Below are 23,343 nucleotides of genomic sequence, written 5' to 3' on the forward strand. Positions count from 1 at the left end.
CGTCACTCACCCGTCGGGAGCGGNGCCCCCGCCGCGATGCGGCCTCAATCAATCGCCACGCTCATTCCACCGCCCGTCGCGACGAGGCGTCGNTCCCNCAAAACCCCGTCGCGCATCACTCGCACTCGGGACCCGCGCTCCAGCCGCGCATCGATCACCCGTGGGAGCGGCGCCCCCGCCGCGATGCGGCCTCAACCACCCGCCACGCTCATTCCACCGCCGCATCGCGACGAGGCGTCGCTCCCACAAAACCCCACCGCGCGTCACTCGCACTCGGGATCCGCGCTCCACCACGCGTCGCTCGACTGTGGGAGCGGCGCCCTCGCCGCGATGCGGCCTTCAATCAGGCTCTATCTCCGTTCAACCGCCCTATCGCGGCGAGGGCGCCGCTCCCACGAAAACACCGTCGGCCGATCAATCCTCCCACTCCAGCTCCGCGTACGCTGCGGTGACATTGCGGCGATGGAACAGTTCGGCCAGTTCCCAATTGCCGACCTGATCTCGCGCGACTTCGTCGGCGGCCTGGGCCAGCTTTCGGCCGGCCTTGATGGCCGCCCTCGTTTGATCGGCCAATGCCTGCAGGTAGTTCCGCTGTTTCGCAAAAGCGGCGCGCCAGTCGGTGCCCGAATCGCCGTGACCGGACACCACACGCTTCAGGTCGAGCGCGGCGATCTGGTCGCCCACCTTGAGCCAGCCGAGCAGCTTGCCGTCGACGACAGGCATGTGGCCGACGAACAGCAGGTCGCCGGCGAACAGCGTGCCGCTCGCTTCGTCGAGCACGGTGAGGTCGTTGTCGGTGTGAGCGGTCGGCCAGGCGTGCAGCCGGAGCCGGCGGTCACCGAGGTCAATGCTTTCCTCGCCCTGCACGGCGCGGGTTGGCGCCACCAGTTCGATACCGCGGCCGGCCTCGCCCATCAGGCGTTCGGCCGCTGCGACGTAGCCGCGCCCGCGTGCCGCCAGCGCCGGCAGCAGCTTCACGTGGCCGATGAAGGCGGGCGCGTCGGCGAGAAAGGCCTGATTGCCCAGCAGGTGGTCCGGATGCACGTGGGTGTTGATCACGTAGCACACCGGCAGCGCGGTTTTCTGCCGCACGCTCTCGCGCAGCGCGGCCCCCACCGCCGGCGATCCGCCGGTGTCGATCACCGCCACGCAGCGGCTGCCGACCACGAAACCGAGATTGGAAATGGCGCCGCGGTTGTGCGCGTCCTGTTCCGCGGTTTCGCCATTGAACACGAATACGCCGGGCGCGATCTCGCGCACCGGCAGCGGTTCGGCCGCCCGCGCCGGCAGCATCGCCAGCAGGCCCAGACAGCACGCCGCCAGCCCGATCCGCCACGCGCTGCGCGGCGCTGCAGATTTGCGCTCCACTGTGTCCCTCGTTAGCATGCGGCGTCTCCGGCGTTCATCTTGCGCCACTCTCCAGCCACTTTTCCTGCGGCCCAGAATAACAAATCAGGATGCAGCGCCCCACCCTTCCACTCCGCCTGCTGCTGCCGATTCTGGCGATGTCCGGTTGTGCCCTGCAGCATGTGGAGCCAGCCCCGCTGCAGCCGGAAACCACCCACGCCGCCTACCGCCAGCGCACGCTGGGTGATGCCGCCACGCGCGAACTGCTGGCGCAACGCAATATCGACGTCAGCGCCTGGCCGCCTGCGCGCTGGACGCCGGAGCTGCTGGTGCTCGCTTCGCTCGACCGCCATCCGCTCACCGCCCAGGCCCGCGCCCGCGCGCAGCTGGCCCGGGCCGAACTGCAGACCGCAGGCCTGAAGCCGCGCGTGTCGCTGTCGCCCGAACTGGAACGCAGCAATGACCGCAGCGGCGGGCAGTCGGCATGGAGCGTTGGCCTGGCGCTGGATCTGGCGGTCACCGGCCAGTCGGTGCGCGAGGCGCGCATCGAGCGCGCCCGGCTGCTGGCCGATGCGGCGGTGCTGGACGAAGCCGATGCGGTGTGGGCGATACGCGGCGCGGCCCGACGCGCCCTGCTCGATCTGTGGTCGGCCAATGCCGAACTCAAGCTGCTGGACCAGCTGGTGGTCGGCTGGCTGGACGCGCAGGCGGCGATGCAGAAGCGCTACGAGCTGGGCGCGGCCGACGCGCTGGAGCTGACCACCACCCGCACCGCGGCCGCGCAGGCCGAATCGCGCTACGTGGTGACCGAACAGCGGCAGATCCGCGCCCGCGGCGAACTGGCCCAGGCGCTCGCGCTGCCGCTGTCGGCGGTCGATGCGCTGGCGCTCGATTTCAGCGAATTCGAAAATCCGCCGCCGCTGCCGGCGGACGACGCACTGCGCGCCGCCACCCTGCTCGACCGCATTGACCTGCGCCGCGCGCTGGCGCGGCACGAAGCGGCCGAAGCGGGCCTGCGCGTTGAACTGCGCGCCCAGTATCCGGAAATCCGCATCCAGCCCGGCCTGCTGTGGGACCAGGGCGCCACCGTGTGGAAGCTGGGCGCCTCGCTGCCGCTGTTCGCCGGCGAACGCCAGGCCGGACCGATCGCCGAGGCGGTCGCGCGGCGCGAGCTGGCGGCACAGGAATTCCTCGCGCTGCAGGCGCAGTCGCTGGGCGCGCTCGACCTCGCCCGCGCCCGGGTGAAGGCGGCGGTGCTCGATACCGACGGCGCCGAAGCCGAGCACGACGAAGAAAGACTGCAGCTCACCCGCACCGAACAGCGCTACACCCGCGGCGACGCCGACCGGCTGGACCGCCAGCTGGCCCGCATCCGGCTGATCGAAGCCGACATCCGGGTGGTGCAGGCACGCACCCGCACGCTCGCCTCACGCCTGGCGCTCGAGGACGCGCTGCAACGGCCGCTGTCGGCCGTGATGGAAGGACGACCATGAAACTGATCACCCCCTACCGCGCGATGTTCGTGATGGGCCTCGTCATCATCGGCCTGGTGTGGACCGTCATCTACTACGCCCGCGACGAATGGCGGCTGCACGACGCCGCGCCGGACGACGACATCGCGGTGCCCTCTCTGGTCGATCGCGACGAAAGCGGCATGGTGAGCGTGAAGCTCACCGCGGCCGCGCAGAAGGCCAGCGGCATCGAGGTCGGCCAGCCGGTGGCGGTGCGTGCCGGCACCGAGCGCGAAGCGCAGGCCACGGTGCTGGACGTGGAACCGCTGTTCGCGCTGCGTTCGCAGCTGCACGAGGCACGCGCCGACATCGCCCGCCTCGCCTCGCAGCTCGCCCGATCCGAAGCCGAACGCGACCGCATACAGGCGCTGTACAACGACGACCGCAACGCCTCGGAGCGTGCGCTGCAGACCGCGCGCAGCCAGGCCGAACAGGACCGCGGCGCGCTGGCCGCCGCGCGCGCCCGGGCAGACGGCCTGTACGCACGCCTGGTGCAGGGCTGGGGCACGCTGGCCGGCGATGCCTCCGGCGAAGGCCCGAAAGAGCTGGAACGTCTGGCCGACCGCCGGGCATCGCTGGTGGCGATCGCGCTGCGCGGCGAAGGCGAGGCACCGCCGCTGATGCAGCTGCGCCTGCCGGACGGTGCCGACCTGATCGAGGCGCGCCGCATCGGTCTGGCGCCGCGCAGCGTCAGCTTCGCCGCCGGTGAAACCTGGCTGTACAAGACCGAGCGGGTGCTGCCCACCGGCACCCGGCTGGCCGCGCGCGGCGTGACCGGTACCGAAGTGCTGCACCTCGTGCCCAACAGCGCGGTGGTCTGGTACGCCGGCCTGCCCTGGGTCTATGTGCGCGACGACGACGAGCCGGAAGAATTCATCCGTCAGGCGCTGCCGGCGGAATCGCAGCGTCCGGACGGCTGGCTGGCCCCGGCGCTGGAAGAGGACGCGCGCGTCGTCATTCGCGGCGCCCAGCTGCTGCTGTCGGAAGAGCTGAAGCACACCCTGGCGGACGAGAACGATGACTGAGTGCCTGCCGGCCTTTTCGCCTGCGGGGCCGTGCGATGTGACCGCCGCAATCGCGGCGGGGCGCCGCTCCCACACGAACCTGCGCAGTCCGTCGCCAGAGACCCAGTGCGAGAACAACGGTCACGGCCGGAGCCTTTGTCACAAGAACCCGCACAGTCCATCGCTCCACCCCCTGTGGGAGCGGCGCCCCCGCCGCGATGCGGCCGTGGCCGGTCGCAACGGCCTTTCACATGCAGGGCAGGCGCCTGCGAACGACTTCATCGCTGGCGAGCCTGTGCACGATGCGACCGCCGCAATCGCGGCGGGGCGCCGCTCCCACATGAACCCGCACGGTCCGTCGCCAGAGACCCAGTGCGAGAACAGCGGTCACGGCCGGGGCCTTTCTCACAGGAAACCGCACAGTCCATCGCTCCACCCCCTGTGGGAGCGGCGCCCCCGCCGCGATGCGGCCGTGGCGGGTCGCGATGACACTGACTGCAGGGGCGCACGATGATTGAAACCATCGTCCGTTTCTCGGTCCGGCGGCCGGCCATCGTGCTGGCGCTGGCACTGGTGCTCACGCTGTACGCGCTCAGCCGCATGTTCGATGCGCGGCTGGACGTGTTCCCGGAATTCGCGCCGGCGCAGGTGGTGATACAGACCGAGGCGCCGGGCCTGCCGGCCGATCTGGTGGAAACCCGGGTCACCACGCCGATCGAGGCGGCGGTGTCCGGTACCCGCGGGCTGAAGGAGCTGCGCTCGCAGTCCATCCCCGGACTGTCGGTGGTCACCGTCATCTTCGACGAGAAATCGGATCTGTTCCGCAACCGGCAGCTGGTGGCCGAGCGGCTGGGCACGCTGGGTTCGCTGCTGCCGCCGCGGGTGACGCCGGTCATCACGCCGCTCACCTCGTCGGCCTCCACGCTGCTGGGCGTCGGCCTCACCTCGGACAAGCGCTCGCTGATGGACATGCGCTACCTGGTCGATTCGGTGGTGCGCCCTCACCTGCTGGCGGTACCCGGCGTGGCCGACGTGAACGTGTTCGGCGGCGACGTGCGGCAGTGGCAGATACAGCTCGACCCGGCCCGCCTGCGCACGCTGGGCGTCACGCTGGCCGACGTGGAGAACGCGGCGCGCGGCGCAGCCACCGTGGCCGGCGCCGGTTTCGTCGAGAGCGACAACCAGCGCCTGCTGATCGCGGTCGATGCCACGCCAGCCACCGCGCGCAGCCTGGAACAGCTCACCGTCACGCTGCCCGACGGCCGCTCGCTGATGCTGGGCGACATCGGCAAGGTCCGCGAAGCGCCGGCACCGGCGATCAGCGCGGCGCAGATCAATGGCACGCCGGGCGTGTTCATGATGGTGCAGGGCCAGCTCGGCGCCGACACGCTGGGCGTCACGCTGGAACTGGAAAAGGCGCTGGCCGACCTCGCGCCGCTGCTGGAGCGCGAACAGCTCACGCTGCATCCGGCGCTGTTCCGCCCGGCCAACTTCATCGAAACCGCGCTCGGCAACGTGCGGACCGACGTGCTGATCGGCGCCTCGCTGGTCATCGTGGTGCTCTTCCTCTTCCTGTACAACCTGCGCACCGCCTTCATTTCCGCGGTGGCGATTCCGCTGTCGCTGCTGGCCGCGGTGCTGGTGATGCTGGAAGCCGGCGCCAGCCTGAACATCATGGTGCTGGGCGGTCTGGCGATCGCGCTCGGCGAGGTGGTGGACGACGCCATCATCGACTGCGAGAACATCTACCGCCGGCTGCGCGAAAACCGCCACAGCGGCTCGCCGGTGGCGACCTGGAAGGTGGTGCTCGACGCCTCGATGGAGGTGCGCAGTTCGGTGGTGTACGCCACCTTCATCGTGGCGCTGGTATTCGTGCCGCTGCTCACGCTGTCGGGCGTGGCCGGCAAGCTGTTCGCGCCGCTGGGGCTGGCCTACATCCTGGCCATCATGGCCTCGCTGGTGGTGGCGCTGACGGTGACGCCGGCGATGAGCTGGCTCATGCTGGGCCAGCGCGACCTGCCCGACGACGACCCGCCGCTGATCCGCTGGCTGCGCCCGCGCTACGAGCGCACGCTGCGCGCGATCGAACGCAAACCGCAGCGGCTGATTGCGGTGGTCATGCTGGTGCTGGCCGGCGGCATCGGCGTGCTGCCGCTGTTCGGCGGCGAATTCATTCCGCCGCTGCGCGAAGGCCACTACATCGTGCACCTGTCGACCATTCCGGGCACCGCGCCGGGCGAGGTGCTGCGCGTGGGCCAGAAGGTGACCGAACAGATCCTGAAGATCGACGGCGTGAAGTCGGTGGCGCAGTGGGTGGGCCGCGCACAGAACGGCGCCGACCCCTTCGGCCCGCACTACAGCGAGGTGGAGATCGAGATCGGGCCGCTGGACGGCGCCACCCAGTCGCGCATCCTGGCCGACATCCGGCGCACCGTGACCGGCGACGACGGCGACGAGGACCGCTCGGACGAAGCGGCGCAGGCCTCGGTCGGCTTCCCCGGCCTCGCCTTCTCGGTCAATACCTTCCTGACCGAACGCATCGGCGAAACCGAATCCGGCTTCCCGGCCGCGCTGGTGGTGCAGGTGTTCGGCACCAACCTCGACCGGCTCGATGCCGACGCCACCGCGGTGGCGCAGGCGCTGGGCAAGGTGAAGGGCGCGACCGACGTGCAGGTGCTGGCACCGCCGGGCACGCCGGAAATCATCGTGCGGCCGCGTCTGGACAAGCTGGCGGTGTGGCGGCTGTCGCCGGACGATGTGCTACTCGCCGCCCAGACCGCCTTCGCCGGCAGCCGGGTGAGCGAGGTGTACCGCGGTACGCTGGCCACGCCGCTGGTGGTGACGCTGGACCCGGAGCACCGCCGCTCGCCGACCGAAATCGGCCGGCTGCCGCTGCGCACGCCGGACGGCCGGCTGATCGAACTGCGCGACGTGGCCGACATCGCGATCGAGAACGGCCGCTACAAGATCCTGCATTCGGGCGGCAAGCGGGTGCAGACCATCACCGCCAACCTCGCGGCCGGCCACGACCTGGCCCAGTTCAGCGCCGAGGTGCACCGCGCGCTGCGCGAACAGGTGAAATTCAATCCGGGCAGCTACTACAAGGTGACCGGCGCGGCCGAAGCGCAGGCGCAGGCGCGGCGCGAACTGACCACCCACTCGCTGCTGGCGGCCGCGGCCATCGCCATCCTGCTGATGCTGGCCTTCTCCAACCTGCGCAACCTGATGATCACCTTCGTGAACCTGCCGTTCGCGCTGATCGGCGGCGTGCTGGCCGCGCTGGCCGGCGGCGGCTGGCTGTCGCTCGGTTCGGTGGTCGGCTTCGTGACGCTGTTCGGCATCACGCTGCGCAACTCCATCATGCTGGCGTCGCACTACCAGCATCTGGTCGAAGTGGAAGGCCGCGTCTGGAACATCGACACCGCCATCGTCGGCGCGGCGGAGCGCCTGCCCTCCATCCTGATGACCGCGCTGGTGACCGGCCTCGGCCTGATGCCGCTGGTGCTGGGTTCGGGCGAACCCGGGCGCGAGATCGAAGGCCCGATGGCCGCCATCATCGTCGGCGGTCTGGCCACCTCCACCCTGCTGAACCTGCTGGTGCTGCCCACGCTGCTGCTGCACTACGGCCGCTTCGAGCGCCGCAGCGAACAGGCCTGAGCGCGGCGCGCCGCCGCGGCCCGGGTCAGCCCTGGGAGCGCAGGCTGCGCCGGAACATGAGCAGCGAGGCGCCGAACAGCGTGGCGGCGATGGCCGCCATCGCCAGCAGGCTGGGCCACACCACGTCCAGCCCGGCACCGCGGTAGAGCACCGCCTGCGCGAGGCTGACGAAATGCGTGGTCGGCGCGAACTGCATGATGAACTGCACCGCCTGCGGCATGCTTTCGCGCGGCGTCATGCCGCCGGACAGCAGCTCCAGCGGCAGGATGACCAGAATCATCATGAGCCCGAGCTGGGGCATGTTGCGCGACAGCGTACCGATGAAGATGCCGAGCGAGGTGGTGGCCAGCAGCTGTATCAGCGCGCCGGCCATGAACAGCGGCAGCGAGCCGGCGATCGGCACCGCCAGCGCGCCGCCGATCACGAAGTGCAGCGACAGGCCGACCGCCACCCACACCACCAGCGCCATCGCCCACACCTTGGCGAACATGATTTCGAAGGCGCCGACCGGCATCACCATCAGGTGTTCCAGCGTGCCGTGCTCGCGCTCGCGGATCAGTGCTGCGCCAGTCAGGATGACCGACAGCAGCGTCACGTTGTTGATCAGTTCCATCACGCTGCCGAACCACGCACTGGTCAGGTTGGGATTGAACAGGATGGTGGGCGCCAGCTCGATCGGCGCAACCGTTTCGGTCCGCCGGTGCTGCACGAATTCCGCCACCTCGCCGAGCACGATGTTCTGGATGTAGTTGGCGCCGATGAAGGCCTGGCTCACCCGCATCGCGTCGATATTCACCTGAATGGACGGCTGTTCGCCGGCCAGCACGTCGCGCTCGAAGTCCGGCGGAATGTCGAGCACGAAAGTCCAGCTGCCGGCATCCAGCCCGGGATCGACCGCCGGCGGCGCGATCATGTCCGGCCGCTTGAAGTACGGCCCGTAGAAGGCGCCGGCAATGCGTGCCGACAGCACAGAGCCATCCTGATCGACGATGGCGATCGGCGCGTTGTGCAGCTCCTGCGACGTGGCGGTGGCGGCGCTGTAGATGCCGCCGGAGAACGCCCACGCGATCATGATGAGCAGCACCTTGTCGTGCCACAGGCTCATCAGTTCCTTCAGCCCGAGTCGCCAGGCGTTGAGCAGGCGGCGCCTCATCCTGAAAACCCCGGCCGATCGGCGATCGGTGAAACGCAACGGGCGCGGCTGGCGGGGTGTACGGCAAGGCGCGAGGACGCGGCAGGATGGCCCCCTGCAAGGACGAGCAACACCGCCGGGCGCCCCGCCAGCCGTGCGCGCGACGTCGAAGCGGTCTCACCCGGACGATGAGCGATGCACGCTGCGGGCTCCCTTGACGGGCAGGGCATGCAGCACCTTGGCAAGCGGTCGGCCGGGGTTTTCAGGATCATTTTTCCTGCTTCTTCAGTAGCCACACGCTGAGCAGCGTGAGTACCGGCACGAAAGCGGCCATCGCCAGATAGTCGGCGTACAGGTCGCGCAGTTCGAGCGCCTTCGAGAACAGGCCGCGGCTGATGGTGAGGAAATAGGTGGCCGGGAAGAAGGTGCCCATGGTGCGGCCGGCGCCTTCCAGCGAAGACACCGGATGGGTGAGCCCGGAAAAGGTGACCGTGGCCAGCATGGTCACCACCGCGGTCGCCGCCAGCGCGGCGATCTGTGTCTGCGCGAACGAGGACATGAGCAGGCCGATGCCGGTGGTCGCGGTGACGAAGATGAGCGCCGCCAGACTGAGCGCGGCCAGGCTGCCCTTGAGCGGCACCTCGAACACGAAGATGGCGAGCAACACCAGACCGTAGAAGCTCGCCATGCTCACCGCGATATAGGGCAGCTGCTTGCCGAGCAGGAATTCCAGCCGGGTGACCGGCGTGGCGTACAGATTGGTGATCGACCCCAGCTCCTTCTCGCGCACCACGCCCACCGCCATCAGGATGGCCGGGATGAAGGTGAGCAGCAGCGGAATGACCGCCGGCACCATGGCATACACGCTGCGGAAGCCCTGGTTGTAGCGGTAGCGCATGTCCAGCTTCGCCGGGTAAGCGGTGGCCGGCAGCCCTTCGCGTACCGCCGCCTGCTGCAGGAAATCGGCGTGCAGCCCCTGCACATAGCCGAGCGTGGTTTCGGCGCGAAAGGGCATGGCGCCATCGACCCATACGCCGATCTCGACCGCGTGACCGCTGCGCAGCCGGCGACCGAATTCCGGCGGAATTTCCAGCGCCACGCTCAGTTCGCCGGCGCGCATGCGGCGGTCCAGGTCGTCGGCGCCGGCCAGCGGCGGCCGTTCGATGAAGTAGCGCGAGCCCGCCATGTTCTCGATATAGGCGCGGCTTTCCGGCGTGTCGTCGCGGTCCAGCACCGCGAACTTGAGGTCTTCCACATCCATCGAAATGCCATAGCCGAGGATGAGCACCAGGATGACCGAACCCAGCATGGCGAAGGTGAGCCGCACCGGGTCGCGCATCACTTCCAGCCACTCGCGCCGGGCGTAGGCCAGCAGCCGGCGCAGGCTGAAGGCCGGCGGCTGCGCGCGCTCCGCTGCCATCGACGTGAGGGCCGACGCGGCGTCGGCGGATGCCTCACCGCCCGCTGGCGGAAGGTCGGCGGCTGCGTCAGCGCTCGCCACTGCAGGGTCGCCGGTCGCCTCTTCCAGATACGCGATGAAAGCCTCTTCCAGACTGGCGGCGCCGCGCCGCGCGATCAGTGCGGCCGGCGTGTCGCTGGCCAGCACCCGTCCGGCATGCATCAGCGAAATGCGGTCGCAGCGCTCGCCCTCGTTCATGAAGTGGGTGGACACGAAAATGGTCACCCCGTCGCGGCGCGACAGTTCGACCAGCAGCCGCCAGAAGCCGTCGCGTGCCACCGGGTCCACGCCCGAGGTCGGTTCGTCGAGGATGAGCATGTCCGGCCGATGGATGACCGCCACCGCCAGCGACAGCCGCTGCCGTATGCCCAGCGGCAGGCCAGCCGCCTGCGCGTCCAGATATTCGGCCAGCCCGAAGCGCGCCACCATTTCGTCCACCCGGGCCGGAATGTCGGCCGCCGGCAGGTGGAACAGCCGGGCGTGCAGTTCGAGGTTCTGCCGCACGCTCAGTTCGCCGTACAGCGAGAAGGCCTGGGTCATGAAGCCCACGCGCATGCGGGTAGCCATGTCGCCCGCATTCACCTCGTGCCCGAACAGCAGCGCCCTGCCCTCGCTCGGCGGCAGCAGGCCGGTGAGCATTTTCATCGTGGTGGTCTTGCCGCAGCCGTTCGAGCCGAGGAAGCCGAAAATCTCGCCGCGGCCGATTTCGAAATCGACATGATCGACCGCGGTGAAATCGCCGAAGCGCATGGTAAGCCCCTCGGCCACGATGGCCGGGCCGTCGGTCTGGGCGCTGCGCGGCGGCACCACCAGCACTTCGTGATCGCGCCGCTTCGCCTCCGGCAGCAGCGCGATGAAGGCGGCGTCGAGATCGGCGGCGCCGGTGCGTGCGCGCAGTTCGGCCGGCGTGCCGGTGGCCAGCACGCGGCCGTCGTCCATCGCGGCCAGCCAGTCGAATCCGGCGGCCTCGCCCATGTAGGCGCTGGACACCAGCACGCTCATGCCCGGCCGGCGCGCGCGGATGCGCTCGATCAGCTGCCAGAACTGGCGCCGCGACAGCGGATCGACCCCTGTGGTCGGCTCGTCGAGGATGAGCAGATCCGGGTCATGGATGAGCGCGCAGCACAGGCCCAGCTTCTGTTTCATGCCGCCGGACAGCTTGCCCGCCGGCCGGTCGCGGAAGGCGGCCAGCCCGGTCGCGGCGAGCAGTTCGGCGATGCGCGCGGCGCGTTCCGCCCCGGCATGACCGAACAGCCGGCCGAAGAAATCGACGTTTTCGTACACCGACAGCGTCATGTACAGATTGCGGCCCAGGCCCTGCGGCATGTAGGCGATGCGCGGGCACACCGCCGCGCGATGGGCGCGGTCGGCCATGTCGCCGCCGAGCACGCTCACGCGGCCCTGCTGTATCACCCGCACGCCGGCCACCAGCGCCAGCAGGCTGGACTTGCCCACACCGTCCGGCCCGATCAGCCCGGCCATGCAGCCGGCCGGAATGTCGAGCGTGATGTCGTCCAGCGCGACGGTGTCGCCGTAGCGCAGGCCGACACCGGCGAGCCGGGCGACCGCGTCCGTCATGGCGTCGTTGACGGTTTCGGCGTACCGACCAGCGGCGGCAGCGTGGCCGGCCACGGCGCGTCCGGGTCCAGCCGCACCCAGGCCACGCCGGGCAGACCGGTCTTCACCTGCTTCGCGTGCGCCTTCAGCAGCTCGGGCGGAATCTTCACCCGCACGCGGAACATGAGCTTTTCGCGCTCGGCTTCGGTTTCTACCGACTTGGGCGTGAATTGCGCCTGCGGCGACACGAAGCTCACCGTGGCCGGAATCGAAATGTCCGGCCGCACGTCGAGCACGATGCGCGCTTCGGCGCCGATGGCCACCCGGCCGGCCTGCGAGGTCGGCAGGAAGATGGTCATGTAGACATCGGTGATGTCGAGCAGCGTGAGCACCTTGCCGCCCGCCGCCAGCACCTCGCCCGGTTCGGCCAGCCGGTACAGCACGCGGCCGTCGGCCGGCGCCAGCAGCCGGGCGTCGTGCAGGTCCACGCGGATGCGCTCGCTGCGCGCTTCGGCGGCTGCCACCGCGGCTTCGGCCTGCTTCACCGCCGCCTGCGCCGCCTCAATCGACGACTGCGCCCCGCGCAGCTGTGAGGTCGCGGCACGCTGCGCCTCTTCGGCGGAGCGGCGGTTGGTGCGGTCGACGTCCAGCTTCTGGGTCGAAATGAAGCCCTTGTCCACCAGACGCTGGGTGCGCTCGATGTCCTTCTCCGCCAGCGCGAGCTGGCTTTCGCGCTGCGACACCACCGCGCCGGCCGTGGCCATGTCGCTGCGCCGCTGCGCCACCGCGGCCACGGCGGCGGCGCGGCTGGCGCGGGCCTGCTCGATCTGTGCGTCGCTGATCTGCAGTTCGGCTTCCAGCGCACGCACGTCCATGCGCGCCACCTCCTGCCCGGCCACCACATCGTCGCCTTCGCGCACCGCCACGCTCTCCAGCCGGCCGCCGGTCTTGGCCGCCACGTCGATCTCGGTCGCCTCGATGCGCCCGTTGCCGGAGGCAAAAGCGGCGGGCGGCGGCGGCGCGTTCAGCGTCTGCCACGCGAAATAGCCGGCCACGACCGCGGCCGGCACCAGCAGCAGCAGGAAAAGACGGCGTCTGGATGCGCTCATGAATGCACGGTGCAGGATGGAGTCATGAACCGATTCTGCCGCGTACGCGTTTCAGCGTCTTGATTTTTCGCAATGCAGCAGACCGGCCTTCCGCGCCGGCCTCATCGCCGGCGTTTCAGTGACCGCTCCACGCCAGCGCAAAGAGCATCAGCAACAGCAGAGCATGCGGAAAGGCCACCGTCGGCTTCAGCGCGGCGGATGCGTACTCCGCCAGCAGACCGAGCGCGCCCGGCCGGCCCGCCTGCCACTCGCGGTGCAGCCGGAACGCGGCGCCGGCATCGGCCCCCTCGGCAATCAGTCCCTCGATCTTCAGCAGCCGCGCCCCCAGCCGCCCCTGCACCGTACGCAGCATGGCCTCGGTCACCCACACCACCGCCAGCAGCGGCGCCGCCAGTTCCAGCGGAAAGGTGAACAGCATGCAGAACACCGCCAGCGCCACCGCCGCCAGCTTCACGCCGATGGCGCAACGCTCATGGCGCTCGTGGTCCTGCTGCAGGGTGGTCCATTCGATGTGAAGGGGCGACGGAGCGGGAGCGTTCATGTGAGCAACGGTGAGACCGGAAAGAAACAGGAAAGGCCGCAATCTATCCGTTGCCGGCGCCGCGTGCCTGGGCATGCGTCAGGGTTCTGGTGTGAAAGGTCGAGAAGTAAGTATGTGCCGGTCCCGGCCCCGACATGGCCGCGCAGGCCAGACGGCGATTGCCGAGCTCATCGTCGCGCGGGGCAGCGACTACCTGCTGGCGGCCAAGGGCAACCAGCCGACCTTGTTGCGCCTGATCAAGGATGCCTTCGTCGATCTCGCTGCAGCGCAGCCTCGACATGAAGACGTCGAGAAGAGTCACGGGCGCACCCTGGGGCAGTTCGCCTGGGTTGCATCGGCAGAAGACATCGTCGATCCGGCGCAATGGCCCGGTTGCCGCACGATCCGTCGCTTCCTCACACAGCGCATCGACGGCGGGCAGTTCGCCGAACCCGAGTTGCGCTACTACATCAGCTCGCGGGAACTCAGTGCGGACGCGCTCGCAAGCGCTGCCCGTGCGCACAGGGGCATCGAGAACCCGCTGCACTAGATGCTGGATGTGCAGTTCGGCGAAGATGCCTTGCACCGAGCGAAAAGATCATGCGCCGCAGAACCTCTCACTGCTCAAGAAGATGGTGCTCAACCTGATTCGCACGGATACCTCCGACACCGCCAAGGCGAGCCTGCGACGAAAACGCAAACGCGCAACGTGGGACGACGACATTCGTATGGCCATGCTCGGAATCAAACCGTTATGACTTCCGAGTGCGACAACTCAGGGCCACCGCACTCGGATGCCATTGCTAGAAACAACATGCCAAAAAGATTAAAAGTAGAAAAACATCTGCCAAAAACGCATTCCGCATAGACAACGGTGAAAAACTTGAATCGGATCAGCAGAAACTTGATTCTGAGCGTGCAGAGTGAAGCCGTCTGCGCGTGGAAGTTGCACAAAATTTAGGCAACGTGCCATCAAAACCCGCCAATGACATCCGAGTGCTGAGACCTTGTACGACAGCCCTGTCTTTTCATGCACTTCGCCGTCTTTCGACAGACAATTGACAAAGCAAGAATACCGGCGCCGAATAACGAAAACACAGAGGGTTCAGGAACAGCAGTTATCGCATCAATCTCGACAATCCGGGGTCCGGTCGAATTCACCCTTTCAAACTCGAAAAGAAAGTAGCTGGCAATAACTTTGTCAAAGCTCGCGTTCAGCTCGACTCCTGCAGACCCATATGATTGCTTGTAATTTCCGGACAGCATCGTAGAGAAGATTTCAACCAGTGACCCAGGATCACTCCCCGCCAGCATTCTGAACTGCCCTATCCCGCGGTTTGAACTACCTGGATTGTAACTGTCGTCATATGTTGAAAGCCGGACACCCGCTATCGCCAGTGCTTCACCAGTTTCGATGACCAGAAAATCCTTTTGACCGGCAACCCCGTTATCCTGAAAGATCACTTCACCCGGAAAAAAAGATCCTGCCATGCCACCAAATGCGTCTGATGCATCGAAGCCGGCAGGATGCAGTGCAGAACTCATTACAGAAAACCCATGCATTGATACATCGAATGCATCATCGCTTGATTTGTTTGATACTGAAACACCGACTATCTCTGTATGCGTGGAAGCAACCGCACCAGAGACATAGAGCGCCATCAAAACAAGGATCATTTTTTTCATGACTTCACCCCTAATGCCAATAATTAATAGGAAATTCTCTCCAGATATCGGACTTGCGTTCTCACCTGGAAATGTAGATTTGGCCAGTCGTTAAACGGTTCAGCCCTCGTTCCGCACAACGCTATTGATCGATTCGAAATCGGTACGCTATAGGCCACATCCTGCCGAATACTCGCCCAGTTTCCCTTTTGAGTGCTGACCAGTTGGAGAGGGAAGGTCTGATTCTTCACAAGAATATCTGACGAACGCAACAGCCCGAGAGCCTGAAGGTCAAAGAGGCTACAGCTACGGAGAACACCGGGCTGCAATTCAGCGAGCGTAGACGGCGGATTCCACGCAACCGATCTCGACATATCCGATACGCAGCCGGGAGCCCCGCACCAAGTCAAGTCGAAATTTATTGTCTTTTCTCGAAAGCGAGGGCGAACGTCTGGGATGTAGAACGTTGGAGATTCGTTACCATCATAGTCGGTTGCAATGGTGACCGTGCCGCCGCCAGAGTCTGTGCGGGTGCACTTTAAGATAACGCCGCCAGGATCTACCCTCGTAAAATTGGATCGATCGCAACTCACGTTCTCGGTTGTCTCTACCTGCCGAACAGTAACAACAGGCAGATTGACGCTGGGAGTACGATAGGTTGCGTGGATAAAAAACGTCTTTCCATCGCCACCAATCACGAACTTGTAGTCAAGACCGCGCCGGCTTAGGCACTGCCCAATAAGGGTGGCAGCAGACGAAGAAATCGTATTTGAATACTCGCGCAAGAACTTGGAAGAATCACTCGCGATCGCCGTATTTGTCTGCGAAGCGGCCAAATGGTAGTCCATTTCGCTCTTGTTCTTTCCTGTTTTCCCGCCTGCGCTGCCATAGCCGATAGCGTCGATGGCGACTTCGCTGCTCTCAGCTTCCGCTCGCTGTCCGAGATTCGTCAGCAGGGAACTGTAGAAGGCACTAGCTGCGCTGCTCTCCGTAGATGCGGCCGCGGACTCTCGGATGTCTCGGAGATATGGAACCATGCTTGTACACACGTCCGCAGTCGCGCTTGATGAGATAGCGCAGAGTGCTATGGGTAGAGCCCATTGACACGAGGCCCTCAAACGCTTCCTGTTCATCATTTTCTCCTTCGTTGTCAAAACCGGTGATTTTTTGCAGCGCCGAAAATGTTTGGTGCGAACCCACCCATCAGCTCGCGATAAAAAACGTATAAAATCCGCGCCCCGCGATTCTACCCCTGGAAAAATTTCCTCATAAATTCACTCACCTAAACATCTGATTTCTGTATTTACCCCCCTCTAGAATCAACAGGTTGGGTCATAAAATTCTCACACCTAGCGGCCCTCGACGCGAAAAACTCGAAAACAGCGAAGCCAATCTGTCATTTAATTTGAGCGGTCGCGCGCTTCTGAACAGCTCATTAATCCCACAGGAACGAGGGGTTAAACCAACATTTTTCCAGGAAAAACAAACTACTTTGTCCGCGCGTAGTTCGCATCCGCTAACCACGTCACATCCAGCACGTCGTCGTACACCAGACCGCCGCCCCGGTCATGCAAGGGGGCTTGTGCCACGCCGCTTGCCAGCGTTCCTGCTCCCGCCTTCTTCCTTATCGATTGACGTGTGTTTGCGCTGCGCGTGAATTTTTGATTTTTCATGCTGACCTCGACTCCTTGCGCCTGTTGGCGGTTCTTTCAGGATTGACTATCGCATATCCATCCCGGTTTTCCAGGACGGTGCGCAACAAATAGCAAGGCCACCAACGACGACGCATCCCTCAAATGGGTGAAACAGCTCAGAGTTCGTGGGACGCCCCATCCCGCACGTCGCCTTCCGCAACACCCACTCCTCATCGACACCCAAACGACGCCCTCCTTTCACCAGTTCGTCATGACACACCATGCCGAAGTGCATATGATTCCCGGCTATCACCTGCCCCGGGAGTCACCCGTGACTGACGCCGAATTCGACGATTGCGTAGCCGGCTTCTATCGCGCTGCCTCCGGCACGTTTGACTGGGGAGCGGCCTTGCGGCCGATGCACGAGCGCTTCCGCAACTGGGTGACGCACGTACTGGCGCTGGACCTGGCCAGCGGCAGCATCGCGTTCTCGTTCGAGGTGGGCGATTCATCGCCCGAAGCCTTCGTCGATTTCGCGCGGGAGTGGCATCGGCGGGATCCGCGCACTCAGCTCGCGCTTTCAATGAACGAGGGCGAGTGGCTGAACTGCTCGCGACATTTCGACGAGAACTTCGTTGCCCACGACCCGTTCTTCCAGGAGTTCATGATTCCTTACGGCGGGCGTTGGGTGAGTGGCATGAAGCTCATCCACGAGGGCGATTTCGTGGCCATGCTTGCGCTGATGCGTGGTGTCAGCCAGCTGCCCTATACGGCCGCCGAGGACGAGCTGGCGCAGCGCCTCGCTCGTCATCTGGCGCAGGCGCTGCGGCTGTATCGCAGCAACGCGATGCTGGCCGGTCAGGCTTCGAGCGGTCTGGCGCTTCTCGCCAATCTGCGTACGCCGGTTGCGCTGGTCGATGAACAGCGGCAGATTCATTACGCGAACCCGGCGGCGTCGGCACTGTTGAAGCAGGGCAACGTAATCGGCGATCACGGCGGGCGTCTGGTCTGCCGGCGGCACCATGACGATGCGGAGTTGCTGATCGCTCTTCGCAGCCTGCGGCTGTCGCCGGGGGCCTATCTCGGCGAAGGGCGACTGCCGGTCGACCGCGCCTGCGTGCACTGTGCCTTGCCGGACAGCCATCTGCACCTGAACGTCTTCCTGCAGGCCGTGCGACCGGAAAGCTCACTCGGCGCTTTCGGGCGCATTCCGCTGGCGATGGCGCTGCTGCACGACCCACGTCAGCGGCTGGAACTGGACCCGTTCATGGTGGCAGCAGCGTTCCAGTTGACCCCGGCCGAGGCTCAACTTGCCGTACGCCTCGCACGCGGCGAAACAGTGGCCGACGTCGCCGCGGGACGCCGTGTGTCGCAGGAGACGGTGCGCAGCCAATTGAAGTCGGTCTTCTCGAAGACTGGCGCGGTTCAGCAGTCGGATCTGGTGAGCTTGCTGGCGACGCTGCCCGCAGCCGGACGGACTGCCCTGTCATGACTGGCACGTACGTCGACGCCACGATGACTGAGAAGGAATTCGACCGTTGCGTGGCCGGCTTTCACGCTGCGGCGGCCGGCGCCATGGATTGGGGCCAGGCCTTGCGCCCCTTGCACGACACCTTCGGTCTTTGGGTCACCCAGTTGTTCGGCATGGATATCGGCGCAGGCTCCATCCTGTTCTCGTTCGAGGTCGGCGACACCCAACCCGAAGCCTTCGTCGACTTCGCGCGCGTCTGGCACCGGTACGACCCGCGCACGCTGAAGTCCTTCGGCATGGGCGAAGGCGAATGGATGAACTGCCGCGAGCACTTCGACGATGCTTTCGTCGAGCGCGACCCGTTCTACCAGCAGTTCCTGATTCCGTACGGCGGGCGCTGGGCAAGCGGCACCAAGCTCGTGCACGACGGCTCTTTCGTCGCGATCGTCGGCTTGCTCCGGGGTGTGCACAGCCGGCCGTTCTCCAAGGAGGAAGATCGCCTGGGCCAACGTTTGGCACGCCATCTGGCGGAAGCGGTGCGCAGCTACCGCTCCACCCTGCTGCTGAGCAGTCGGGCGGCGGGCGCCGCGGCCGTGCTTGAGCGCGTGTCCAGTCCGCTGCTGCTCGTCGACGAGCAACGCCGCATCCATTACGCCAACCCGGCTGTGCAGCGCATTCTGGCGGACGAGGGCGCCGTACTCATCGACCGCGCCGGCAAGCTGCAGGCCGTCGACCCCGACGACGACACGCGCCTGTTGCTTGCGCTGCGCCAATTGAGACTGTCGCGGGATTCCTATCTCGGAGAGGGAAGCGAGCCTCAGGAACGTACGACGCTACGACTGCCCCTGCCGGCGTCTCACCTGCATCTGAACCTCTATCTGTTCGCACTGCGGCCCGAAGCGTCGCTGGGCGCCTTCGGCCCGGCACCACTCGCAATGGCGCTGTTGCACGACCCGCGCCAGCGGCTGGATCTGGACCCTTTCATGGTGGCCGCAGCTTTCGACCTCACACCTGCCGAATCGCAGCTCGCGGTCGGTCTGGCCCGCGGTGCGGCCATCGCCGATCTCGCCGAACAACGTGGGGTTTCGGTAGAAACCATGCGAAGCCAGTTGAAATCGGTGTTCCAGAAAACCGGAACCGGGCGCCAGTCGGAACTGGTCAGTCTGCTCGCAACACTGCCGGAATGAATACGGAACCCTGCGCACTGGAAGGCGAAGGACATGACGATGGACAGATCGCAGGACGAAATCATTTCAGGCTTCTATGCCGCAGCGGCCGGCGAAAAGCGCTGGCCGGATGCGCTGGCGACCCTGCTGAAGCCTTTCGACGCGTGGGCGATCACGCTTTTCGGAATCGACCTTCAGATGGGGGCCGTCGATTTCAGTTTCGAAGCGGGGAACTCGCCGCCCGAGGCGTCGATTGACTACATACGCGTCTGGCACCGACACGACCCGCGGGGTGCCATCGTGCAGGGCATGCCGGTCGGTCCATGGGGCAGCTGCCATCACCACTTCGACGAAGGCTTTGTCGAGCGCGATCCGTTCTTCCAGCAGTTTCTGATTCCCTACGGGGGCGCTGGACTTCGGGCGGCAACGTCTATCGCGACGAGCGTGTGAACGTGGTGATGTCCATCCACCGCGGCCCCGAGGTCGGGCCACTGCCGGACACCGAACTGCCCGAGTGCGAAAGGCTGGGCCTGCACATGGGCAAAGCACTGTCCTTGTGGCTGTCTCGCCGCCAGCGCGAAGCGCATGCAGCGCTCGGCATGGAAATCGTCCAGCGATTGCCACAGCCGGTTGCCATCGTCGACGCCGCACGTCGCATCGTCGGCATGAACCCCGCCGCGCAGAGATTCCTGGCGGGTTCGCCGCTGTTGCGCGACAACGCCGGCAGCCTCGGCGCGCGCAACGCAGCCGACGACGCACGACTGCTGATCGCACTGCGCTCCCTGCGCTTGTCTGAATCGGATACGCATTCGCCGGATCGGGTGTTTCTTGGTCTCGGTGATCGTGGCGGCAACAGACGGACGGGCCTGTGCCTGCTCAGACTCGTACCGTCATCGACCATGGGCGCGTTCGGGCCGGATGCTCTGGCAATGGTCATGTTCCATGATGCGGACAGCCGACCACATCCGGACAGCTTCGTGCTGGCGGCAATGTACGACCTGTCGCCCGCCGAGGCTCGCGTCGCAACCGCGCTGTGTGCCGGTGAGGCACTGGCCGACATCGCGCAGAAACAGAAAGTGTCGATCCACACGGTGCGCTCCCAGGTCAAGACGGTGTTCGACAAGACCGGGTGCAGCCGACAGGCTGAATTGGTGGGCAAGTTGGCAGGACTGCCCCAGATAGCGGGCGAATCTGGCGCATCTCGCTGAGGCTGATGCAGGCGTTCGCCGCATCGCCCCCCTTCAGTACAAGCTCGAAAGCGTGCTCGCGGGAGAGCCAAGGGTCGGTCATCCATATCGGACTGCACGCGCCCCACTCGAGTGGCGTCAAGCCGCACGACTCTGCAAATTGCGTGACGGGCATCCGGTGGGAGGGCGTCGTGGCTCACCCCGAACGGCCTTGACAAAGAAATGGCATCACATACGATACCAAAATGAACAAGAACATCGTCCTCGATACGAACGTCCTGCTGACAGCGCTGACGTCTTCACGCGGGACTTCACATCGGCTTGTCGCGATGATCGAGGACGACCGTTTTCGGCTTCATGTGTCGACACCGCTGGTCGCCGAATATGAATCGGTGCTGAAGCGCGGAAGACTTGCCTTGAGTGAGTCGCAGATCGACGACGTGATCGACTTCATCTGCGCCCGCGCCACTCATCACCAGATCTTCTACCTGTGGCGCCCGGCCCTGAAGGACCCTGACGACGATTTTGTTCTCGAACTTGCAGTCAAAGCCGGCGCCGACATCGTTACCTGGAACGAGGGCGATTTCAAACGGGCCGCCCAGTTCGGCGTCAAAGCCGTCAACCCGCGGATATTTCTCGAACAACTGGAGAAGACACCATGAGCACGATCAGCGTCCGCCTCCCCGATTCACTGCACCGGATGGCGAAGAGCATTGCCGCCGAAGATCACGTTTCGATGAATCAGTTCATCGCCTCCGCAGTCGCCGAAAAGGTCGCTGCGTTGACGACGGAAAGCTATCTGAAGGAACGCGCAGAACGGGCCTCGGCGGAGAAGTTCCGGGCCGCGATGGCCGCAGTGCCGGCAGTTCCTCCGAAAGAGTTCGATCGCTGAACGGCTTCGTCTTGCCCGCAAGGATGGATGCTCCGATTCTCCTCATCCCGAGGCTGGTTCAGGCTGGCTTCAGGTCGCACCCGGTCACGGAGTCGGACTGCAAGCTTCCGGTTTGAAGGGCTTTGCGCCAGGGAACGTTGCTGTCCATCCCGTAACAGCGCAACCGGCCGCACAAAAGAAAACGGCGGGCACGAGGCCCGCCGTTTTCCTTGCCACCCGAAGAACTTAGCGGTTGGCGACGTACATGGTGATTTCGAAGCCGAAACGCAGGTCGGTGGCCTTCGGGGTTTCCCAGCTCATATTGATCTCCTCGGTTGTGAATAGGCTCTTTCGCAGGCCGGGCGGGGCGCGGTGGCGTTCCGCCTGACCTGCACTGCCAGTATCGTCAGCCGCTGCGGCGTCGGCCTCGGCAGAGGTCTGAACTCAGTCTAAGGAAATTCATGAAGCCATGATCCGGAAGACTTTTCGGCGCGGTCTCGCTCAGTCGGCCAGCACCAGCTTCACGTCGATGTTGCCGCGGGTGGCGTTGGAGTACGGGCACACGATGTGGGCGCGATCCACCAGGCCTTGCAGCTGTTCGCGCGGCAGGCCGGGCACCGAAATGGTCAGTTCGACCTCGATGCCGAAGCCGGTCGGGATGGCGCCGATGCCGACGCGGCCGGTGATGCGGGCGTCGGCCGGGATCGCCACCTTGTCCTGACCGGCGACGAACTTCAGCGCGCCCAGGAAGCAGGCGGAATAGCCGGCCGCGAACAGCTGTTCCGGGTTGGTGCCCGGGCCGCCGCCGCCGCCCAGTTCCTTCGGCGTGGACAGCTGGATGTCGAGCACGCCGTCGGACGACACGGCACGACCTTCGCGGCCGCCGGTGGCGCTGGCCTGGGCGGTATACAGAACCTGTTCAATCGACATGAGGGTCTCCTGGGTATGAGGTGGAATCGGGTACCGCCCCGGACGGGCCGGTGAACCCGGTGACCGCACTATGCGCCGCTCATCCGCACCGATGGAGATAATATGTATCGAATACTTGACCCATCGTATCGATCATGACGAATGAAGCCCCCAGCGGCGCTGCGGCACCGGACCGGCTCGAAGCCCTGCTGCAGCATTTTTCGGTCAGCGCGCGGGTATTCAATACCGGGGCGCTGTGCGGGGTGACCGACATCGGCGAGGCCGATGCGGCCGGTCGCGTGCATCTGGTGCGCGCCGGCGCGGTCGAGGTGCACCACCCGGGCCGCCCGGTGCTGCACCTCAGCGAACCGAGCCTGCTGCTCTATCCGCGACCGCAGGCCAGCCGCTTCGTGACCGACCCGGTGCGGGGCGCGGATTTCGCCTGCGCCCGCCTGCACTTTTCCGGCGGGGACGCGAACCCGATCGCCGCCGCGCTGCCGGATGTCACCTGTCTGCCGCTGGCGGCGCTCGACGGCGCCGGCGCGGTGCTGGCGCTGCTATTCGATGAGGCGGGCCGGCAGTACTGCGGCCGGCAGGCGGTACTCGACCGGCTGTTCGAAGTGCTGCTGATCCAGGTGCTGCGCCACCTGATGGAAAACGGCGAAACCGGTTTCGGCATGCTGGCCGGACTGTCGCACCCGCGGCTGCGCCGGGCGCTGGTGGCGATGCACGCCGAGCCGGCCCGGCCGTGGTCGCTGGACGCGCTGGCCGCCACCTGCGGCATGTCGCGCAGCGTCTTCGCGAACGCCTTCCGCAACACCGTGGGCTGCACGCCAGGCGCCTACCTGCAGCGCTGGCGCATCGGCCTGGCGCAACGCGCGCTGCGCCAGGGCCGCGCGCTCAAGCTGATCGCGGACGAAGTGGGTTATGGCAGCGAAGCGGCGCTGTCGCGCGCCTTCCGCGCACAGACCGGACAGTCGCCGCGGCAGTGGCGGGGACGGCCGGTCGCCTGATCCGGTCGCGCTGGTCCGCATCGATCGGCGCACACGGATGTGCCCGAAAATGACAGAGTACTGGTGCGTGACCGTCGCCCACTTCTTTGATCTAATCGTAAGCACACGAATAAAACAGACTGCACACTTCG

Annotated in this window: 22 protein-coding genes; 12 read left to right on the forward strand and 10 right to left on the reverse strand. The window is 65.9% G+C overall.

The features are described 5' to 3' along the window. Positions 1-414: 414 nt before the first annotated feature. Positions 415-1,386 carry a quinoprotein relay system zinc metallohydrolase 2 gene (locus METUNV1_RS06655; protein WP_242059656.1) on the reverse strand — a complete coding sequence of 324 codons (972 nt, stop codon included), beginning with the start codon at positions 1,384-1,386 and terminating at the stop codon, positions 415-417. 71 nt (positions 1,387-1,457) lie between these two features. Here METUNV1_RS06655 and METUNV1_RS06660 point away from each other — a divergent pair, with 71 nt between their 5' ends. From METUNV1_RS06660 to METUNV1_RS06670, 3 genes are all read left to right on the forward strand, one after another. Further along, the gene (locus tag METUNV1_RS06660) at positions 1,458-2,840 is read left to right on the forward strand and encodes a TolC family protein (RefSeq protein WP_008060109.1); all 1,383 of its coding nucleotides are present in this window, start codon (positions 1,458-1,460) and stop codon (positions 2,838-2,840) included. Continuing rightward, on the forward strand, positions 2,837-3,883 hold the full coding sequence (locus METUNV1_RS06665) for a hypothetical protein (protein ID WP_008060111.1): 1,047 nt from the start codon (positions 2,837-2,839) through the stop codon (positions 3,881-3,883). The genes METUNV1_RS06660 and METUNV1_RS06665 overlap by 4 nt, the downstream gene beginning before the upstream one ends. A gap of 489 nt (positions 3,884-4,372) precedes the next feature. Then, complete coding sequence (locus METUNV1_RS06670; protein WP_008060114.1) at positions 4,373-7,519, forward strand: efflux RND transporter permease subunit; 3,147 nt, start codon at positions 4,373-4,375, stop codon at positions 7,517-7,519. A gap of 25 nt (positions 7,520-7,544) precedes the next feature. Here METUNV1_RS06670 and METUNV1_RS06675 read toward each other — a convergent pair whose 3' ends face one another. From METUNV1_RS06675 to METUNV1_RS06690, 4 genes are all read right to left on the reverse strand, one after another. Then, positions 7,545-8,672, reverse strand: a complete 1,128-nt coding sequence (locus tag METUNV1_RS06675) for an ABC transporter permease (RefSeq protein ID WP_008060116.1) — start codon at positions 8,670-8,672, stop codon at positions 7,545-7,547. 247 nt (positions 8,673-8,919) lie between these two features. After that, positions 8,920-11,688, reverse strand: a complete 2,769-nt coding sequence (gene rbbA, locus METUNV1_RS06680; RefSeq protein ID WP_008060119.1) for a ribosome-associated ATPase/putative transporter RbbA — start codon at positions 11,686-11,688, stop codon at positions 8,920-8,922. After that, positions 11,685-12,776 carry an HlyD family secretion protein gene (locus tag METUNV1_RS06685; protein WP_008060120.1) on the reverse strand — a complete coding sequence of 364 codons (1,092 nt, stop codon included), beginning with the start codon at positions 12,774-12,776 and terminating at the stop codon, positions 11,685-11,687. Before METUNV1_RS06685 ends, rbbA begins: the two co-directional genes overlap by 4 nt. 115 nt (positions 12,777-12,891) lie before the next feature. Then, positions 12,892-13,317 carry a hypothetical protein gene (locus tag METUNV1_RS06690; RefSeq protein WP_008060122.1) on the reverse strand — a complete coding sequence of 142 codons (426 nt, stop codon included), beginning with the start codon at positions 13,315-13,317 and terminating at the stop codon, positions 12,892-12,894. A gap of 112 nt (positions 13,318-13,429) precedes the next feature. Between METUNV1_RS06690 and METUNV1_RS06695 the strand changes: the two genes are divergently transcribed. Together METUNV1_RS06695 and METUNV1_RS06700 are read left to right on the forward strand one after the other, a co-directional pair. Beyond that, complete coding sequence (locus METUNV1_RS06695) at positions 13,430-13,846, forward strand: ISAs1 family transposase (protein WP_008060124.1); 417 nt, start codon at positions 13,430-13,432, stop codon at positions 13,844-13,846. 25 nt (positions 13,847-13,871) lie between these two features. Further along, positions 13,872-14,054 (forward strand): hypothetical protein, encoded by a 183-nt coding sequence (locus tag METUNV1_RS06700; RefSeq protein WP_139026307.1) that lies wholly within the window; start codon positions 13,872-13,874, stop codon positions 14,052-14,054. A gap of 214 nt (positions 14,055-14,268) precedes the next feature. On the opposite strand, the gene METUNV1_RS06705 is transcribed toward METUNV1_RS06700, so the two are convergent. From METUNV1_RS06705 to METUNV1_RS06715, 3 genes are all read right to left on the reverse strand, one after another. Further along, on the reverse strand, positions 14,269-14,982 hold the full coding sequence (locus METUNV1_RS06705) for a PEP-CTERM sorting domain-containing protein (RefSeq protein ID WP_139026308.1): 714 nt from the start codon (positions 14,980-14,982) through the stop codon (positions 14,269-14,271). Between the two features lie 23 nt (positions 14,983-15,005). Further along, a complete protein-coding gene (locus METUNV1_RS06710) occupies positions 15,006-15,998 on the reverse strand; it encodes a hypothetical protein (RefSeq protein WP_139026309.1) in 993 nt (330 codons plus the stop codon). Positions 15,999-16,448: 450 nt separating this feature from the next. After that, positions 16,449-16,634 carry a hypothetical protein gene (locus tag METUNV1_RS06715; protein WP_008060129.1) on the reverse strand — a complete coding sequence of 62 codons (186 nt, stop codon included), beginning with the start codon at positions 16,632-16,634 and terminating at the stop codon, positions 16,449-16,451. 292 nt (positions 16,635-16,926) lie between these two features. Here METUNV1_RS06715 and METUNV1_RS06720 point away from each other — a divergent pair, with 292 nt between their 5' ends. The 6 genes from METUNV1_RS06720 (at position 16,927) to METUNV1_RS06745 (ending at position 21,311) form a co-directional block, all read left to right on the forward strand. Beyond that, positions 16,927-18,087: a helix-turn-helix transcriptional regulator gene (locus tag METUNV1_RS06720; protein WP_232416239.1), complete on the forward strand. Its 1,161-nt coding sequence runs from the start codon at positions 16,927-16,929 to the stop codon at positions 18,085-18,087. Beyond that, positions 18,084-19,253: a helix-turn-helix transcriptional regulator gene (locus METUNV1_RS06725; protein ID WP_008060133.1), complete on the forward strand. Its 1,170-nt coding sequence runs from the start codon at positions 18,084-18,086 to the stop codon at positions 19,251-19,253. Before METUNV1_RS06720 ends, METUNV1_RS06725 begins: the two co-directional genes overlap by 4 nt. A 39-nt stretch (positions 19,254-19,292) precedes the next feature. Further along, positions 19,293-19,682 (forward strand): hypothetical protein, encoded by a 390-nt coding sequence (locus METUNV1_RS06730; protein WP_008060135.1) that lies wholly within the window; start codon positions 19,293-19,295, stop codon positions 19,680-19,682. A gap of 2 nt (positions 19,683-19,684) precedes the next feature. Then, positions 19,685-20,440 carry a helix-turn-helix transcriptional regulator gene (locus tag METUNV1_RS06735; protein WP_157257856.1) on the forward strand — a complete coding sequence of 252 codons (756 nt, stop codon included), beginning with the start codon at positions 19,685-19,687 and terminating at the stop codon, positions 20,438-20,440. Positions 20,441-20,664: 224 nt separating this feature from the next. Next, complete coding sequence (locus tag METUNV1_RS06740; RefSeq protein ID WP_008060139.1) at positions 20,665-21,081, forward strand: putative toxin-antitoxin system toxin component, PIN family; 417 nt, start codon at positions 20,665-20,667, stop codon at positions 21,079-21,081. After that, entirely contained in the window at positions 21,078-21,311 is a 234-nt protein-coding gene (locus tag METUNV1_RS06745) for a toxin-antitoxin system HicB family antitoxin (RefSeq protein WP_008060140.1), read from the forward strand. The genes METUNV1_RS06740 and METUNV1_RS06745 overlap by 4 nt, the downstream gene beginning before the upstream one ends. A gap of 225 nt (positions 21,312-21,536) precedes the next feature. Here METUNV1_RS06745 and pqqA read toward each other — a convergent pair whose 3' ends face one another. Continuing rightward, complete coding sequence (gene pqqA, locus METUNV1_RS06750; RefSeq protein ID WP_008060142.1) at positions 21,537-21,611, reverse strand: pyrroloquinoline quinone precursor peptide PqqA; 75 nt, start codon at positions 21,609-21,611, stop codon at positions 21,537-21,539. A 180-nt stretch (positions 21,612-21,791) separates the two neighbouring features. Beyond that, a complete protein-coding gene (locus METUNV1_RS06755) occupies positions 21,792-22,220 on the reverse strand; it encodes an organic hydroperoxide resistance protein (RefSeq protein ID WP_008060144.1) in 429 nt (142 codons plus the stop codon). 134 nt (positions 22,221-22,354) lie between these two features. On the opposite strand from METUNV1_RS06755, the gene METUNV1_RS06760 reads away from it, so the two are divergent. After that, complete coding sequence (locus METUNV1_RS06760) at positions 22,355-23,212, forward strand: AraC family transcriptional regulator (protein WP_008060145.1); 858 nt, start codon at positions 22,355-22,357, stop codon at positions 23,210-23,212. The last annotated feature ends 131 nt before the right edge of the window (positions 23,213-23,343 follow it).

It is taken from the genome of Methyloversatilis universalis FAM5, assembly GCF_000214035.2.
Lineage (GTDB): Bacteria > Pseudomonadota > Gammaproteobacteria > Burkholderiales > Rhodocyclaceae > Methyloversatilis > Methyloversatilis universalis.

What these genes read in the sequence shown, in the direction of transcription:
- METUNV1_RS06655 (WP_242059656.1), bottom strand. Translation starts at nt 1,386, where the DNA reads ATGCTAACGAGGGACACAGTGGAGCGCAAATCTGCAGCGCCGCGCAGC.
- METUNV1_RS06660 (WP_008060109.1), top strand. Translation starts at nt 1,458, where the DNA reads ATGCAGCGCCCCACCCTTCCACTCCGCCTGCTGCTGCCGATTCTGGCG.
- METUNV1_RS06665 (WP_008060111.1), top strand. Translation starts at nt 2,837, where the DNA reads ATGAAACTGATCACCCCCTACCGCGCGATGTTCGTGATGGGCCTCGTC.
- METUNV1_RS06670 (WP_008060114.1), top strand. Translation starts at nt 4,373, where the DNA reads ATGATTGAAACCATCGTCCGTTTCTCGGTCCGGCGGCCGGCCATCGTG.
- METUNV1_RS06675 (WP_008060116.1), bottom strand. Translation starts at nt 8,672, where the DNA reads ATGAGGCGCCGCCTGCTCAACGCCTGGCGACTCGGGCTGAAGGAACTG.
- rbbA (WP_008060119.1), bottom strand. Translation starts at nt 11,688, where the DNA reads ATGACGGACGCGGTCGCCCGGCTCGCCGGTGTCGGCCTGCGCTACGGC.
- METUNV1_RS06685 (WP_008060120.1), bottom strand. Translation starts at nt 12,776, where the DNA reads ATGAGCGCATCCAGACGCCGTCTTTTCCTGCTGCTGCTGGTGCCGGCC.
- METUNV1_RS06690 (WP_008060122.1), bottom strand. Translation starts at nt 13,317, where the DNA reads ATGAACGCTCCCGCTCCGTCGCCCCTTCACATCGAATGGACCACCCTG.
- METUNV1_RS06695 (WP_008060124.1), top strand. Translation starts at nt 13,430, where the DNA reads ATGTGCCGGTCCCGGCCCCGACATGGCCGCGCAGGCCAGACGGCGATT.
- METUNV1_RS06700 (WP_139026307.1), top strand. Translation starts at nt 13,872, where the DNA reads ATGCCTTGCACCGAGCGAAAAGATCATGCGCCGCAGAACCTCTCACTG.
- METUNV1_RS06705 (WP_139026308.1), bottom strand. Translation starts at nt 14,982, where the DNA reads ATGAAAAAAATGATCCTTGTTTTGATGGCGCTCTATGTCTCTGGTGCG.
- METUNV1_RS06710 (WP_139026309.1), bottom strand. Translation starts at nt 15,998, where the DNA reads ATGGTTCCATATCTCCGAGACATCCGAGAGTCCGCGGCCGCATCTACG.
- METUNV1_RS06715 (WP_008060129.1), bottom strand. Translation starts at nt 16,634, where the DNA reads ATGAAAAATCAAAAATTCACGCGCAGCGCAAACACACGTCAATCGATA.
- METUNV1_RS06725 (WP_008060133.1), top strand. Translation starts at nt 18,084, where the DNA reads ATGACTGGCACGTACGTCGACGCCACGATGACTGAGAAGGAATTCGAC.
- METUNV1_RS06730 (WP_008060135.1), top strand. Translation starts at nt 19,293, where the DNA reads ATGGACAGATCGCAGGACGAAATCATTTCAGGCTTCTATGCCGCAGCG.
- METUNV1_RS06740 (WP_008060139.1), top strand. Translation starts at nt 20,665, where the DNA reads ATGAACAAGAACATCGTCCTCGATACGAACGTCCTGCTGACAGCGCTG.
- METUNV1_RS06745 (WP_008060140.1), top strand. Translation starts at nt 21,078, where the DNA reads ATGAGCACGATCAGCGTCCGCCTCCCCGATTCACTGCACCGGATGGCG.
- METUNV1_RS06755 (WP_008060144.1), bottom strand. Translation starts at nt 22,220, where the DNA reads ATGTCGATTGAACAGGTTCTGTATACCGCCCAGGCCAGCGCCACCGGC.
- METUNV1_RS06760 (WP_008060145.1), top strand. Translation starts at nt 22,355, where the DNA reads ATGACGAATGAAGCCCCCAGCGGCGCTGCGGCACCGGACCGGCTCGAA.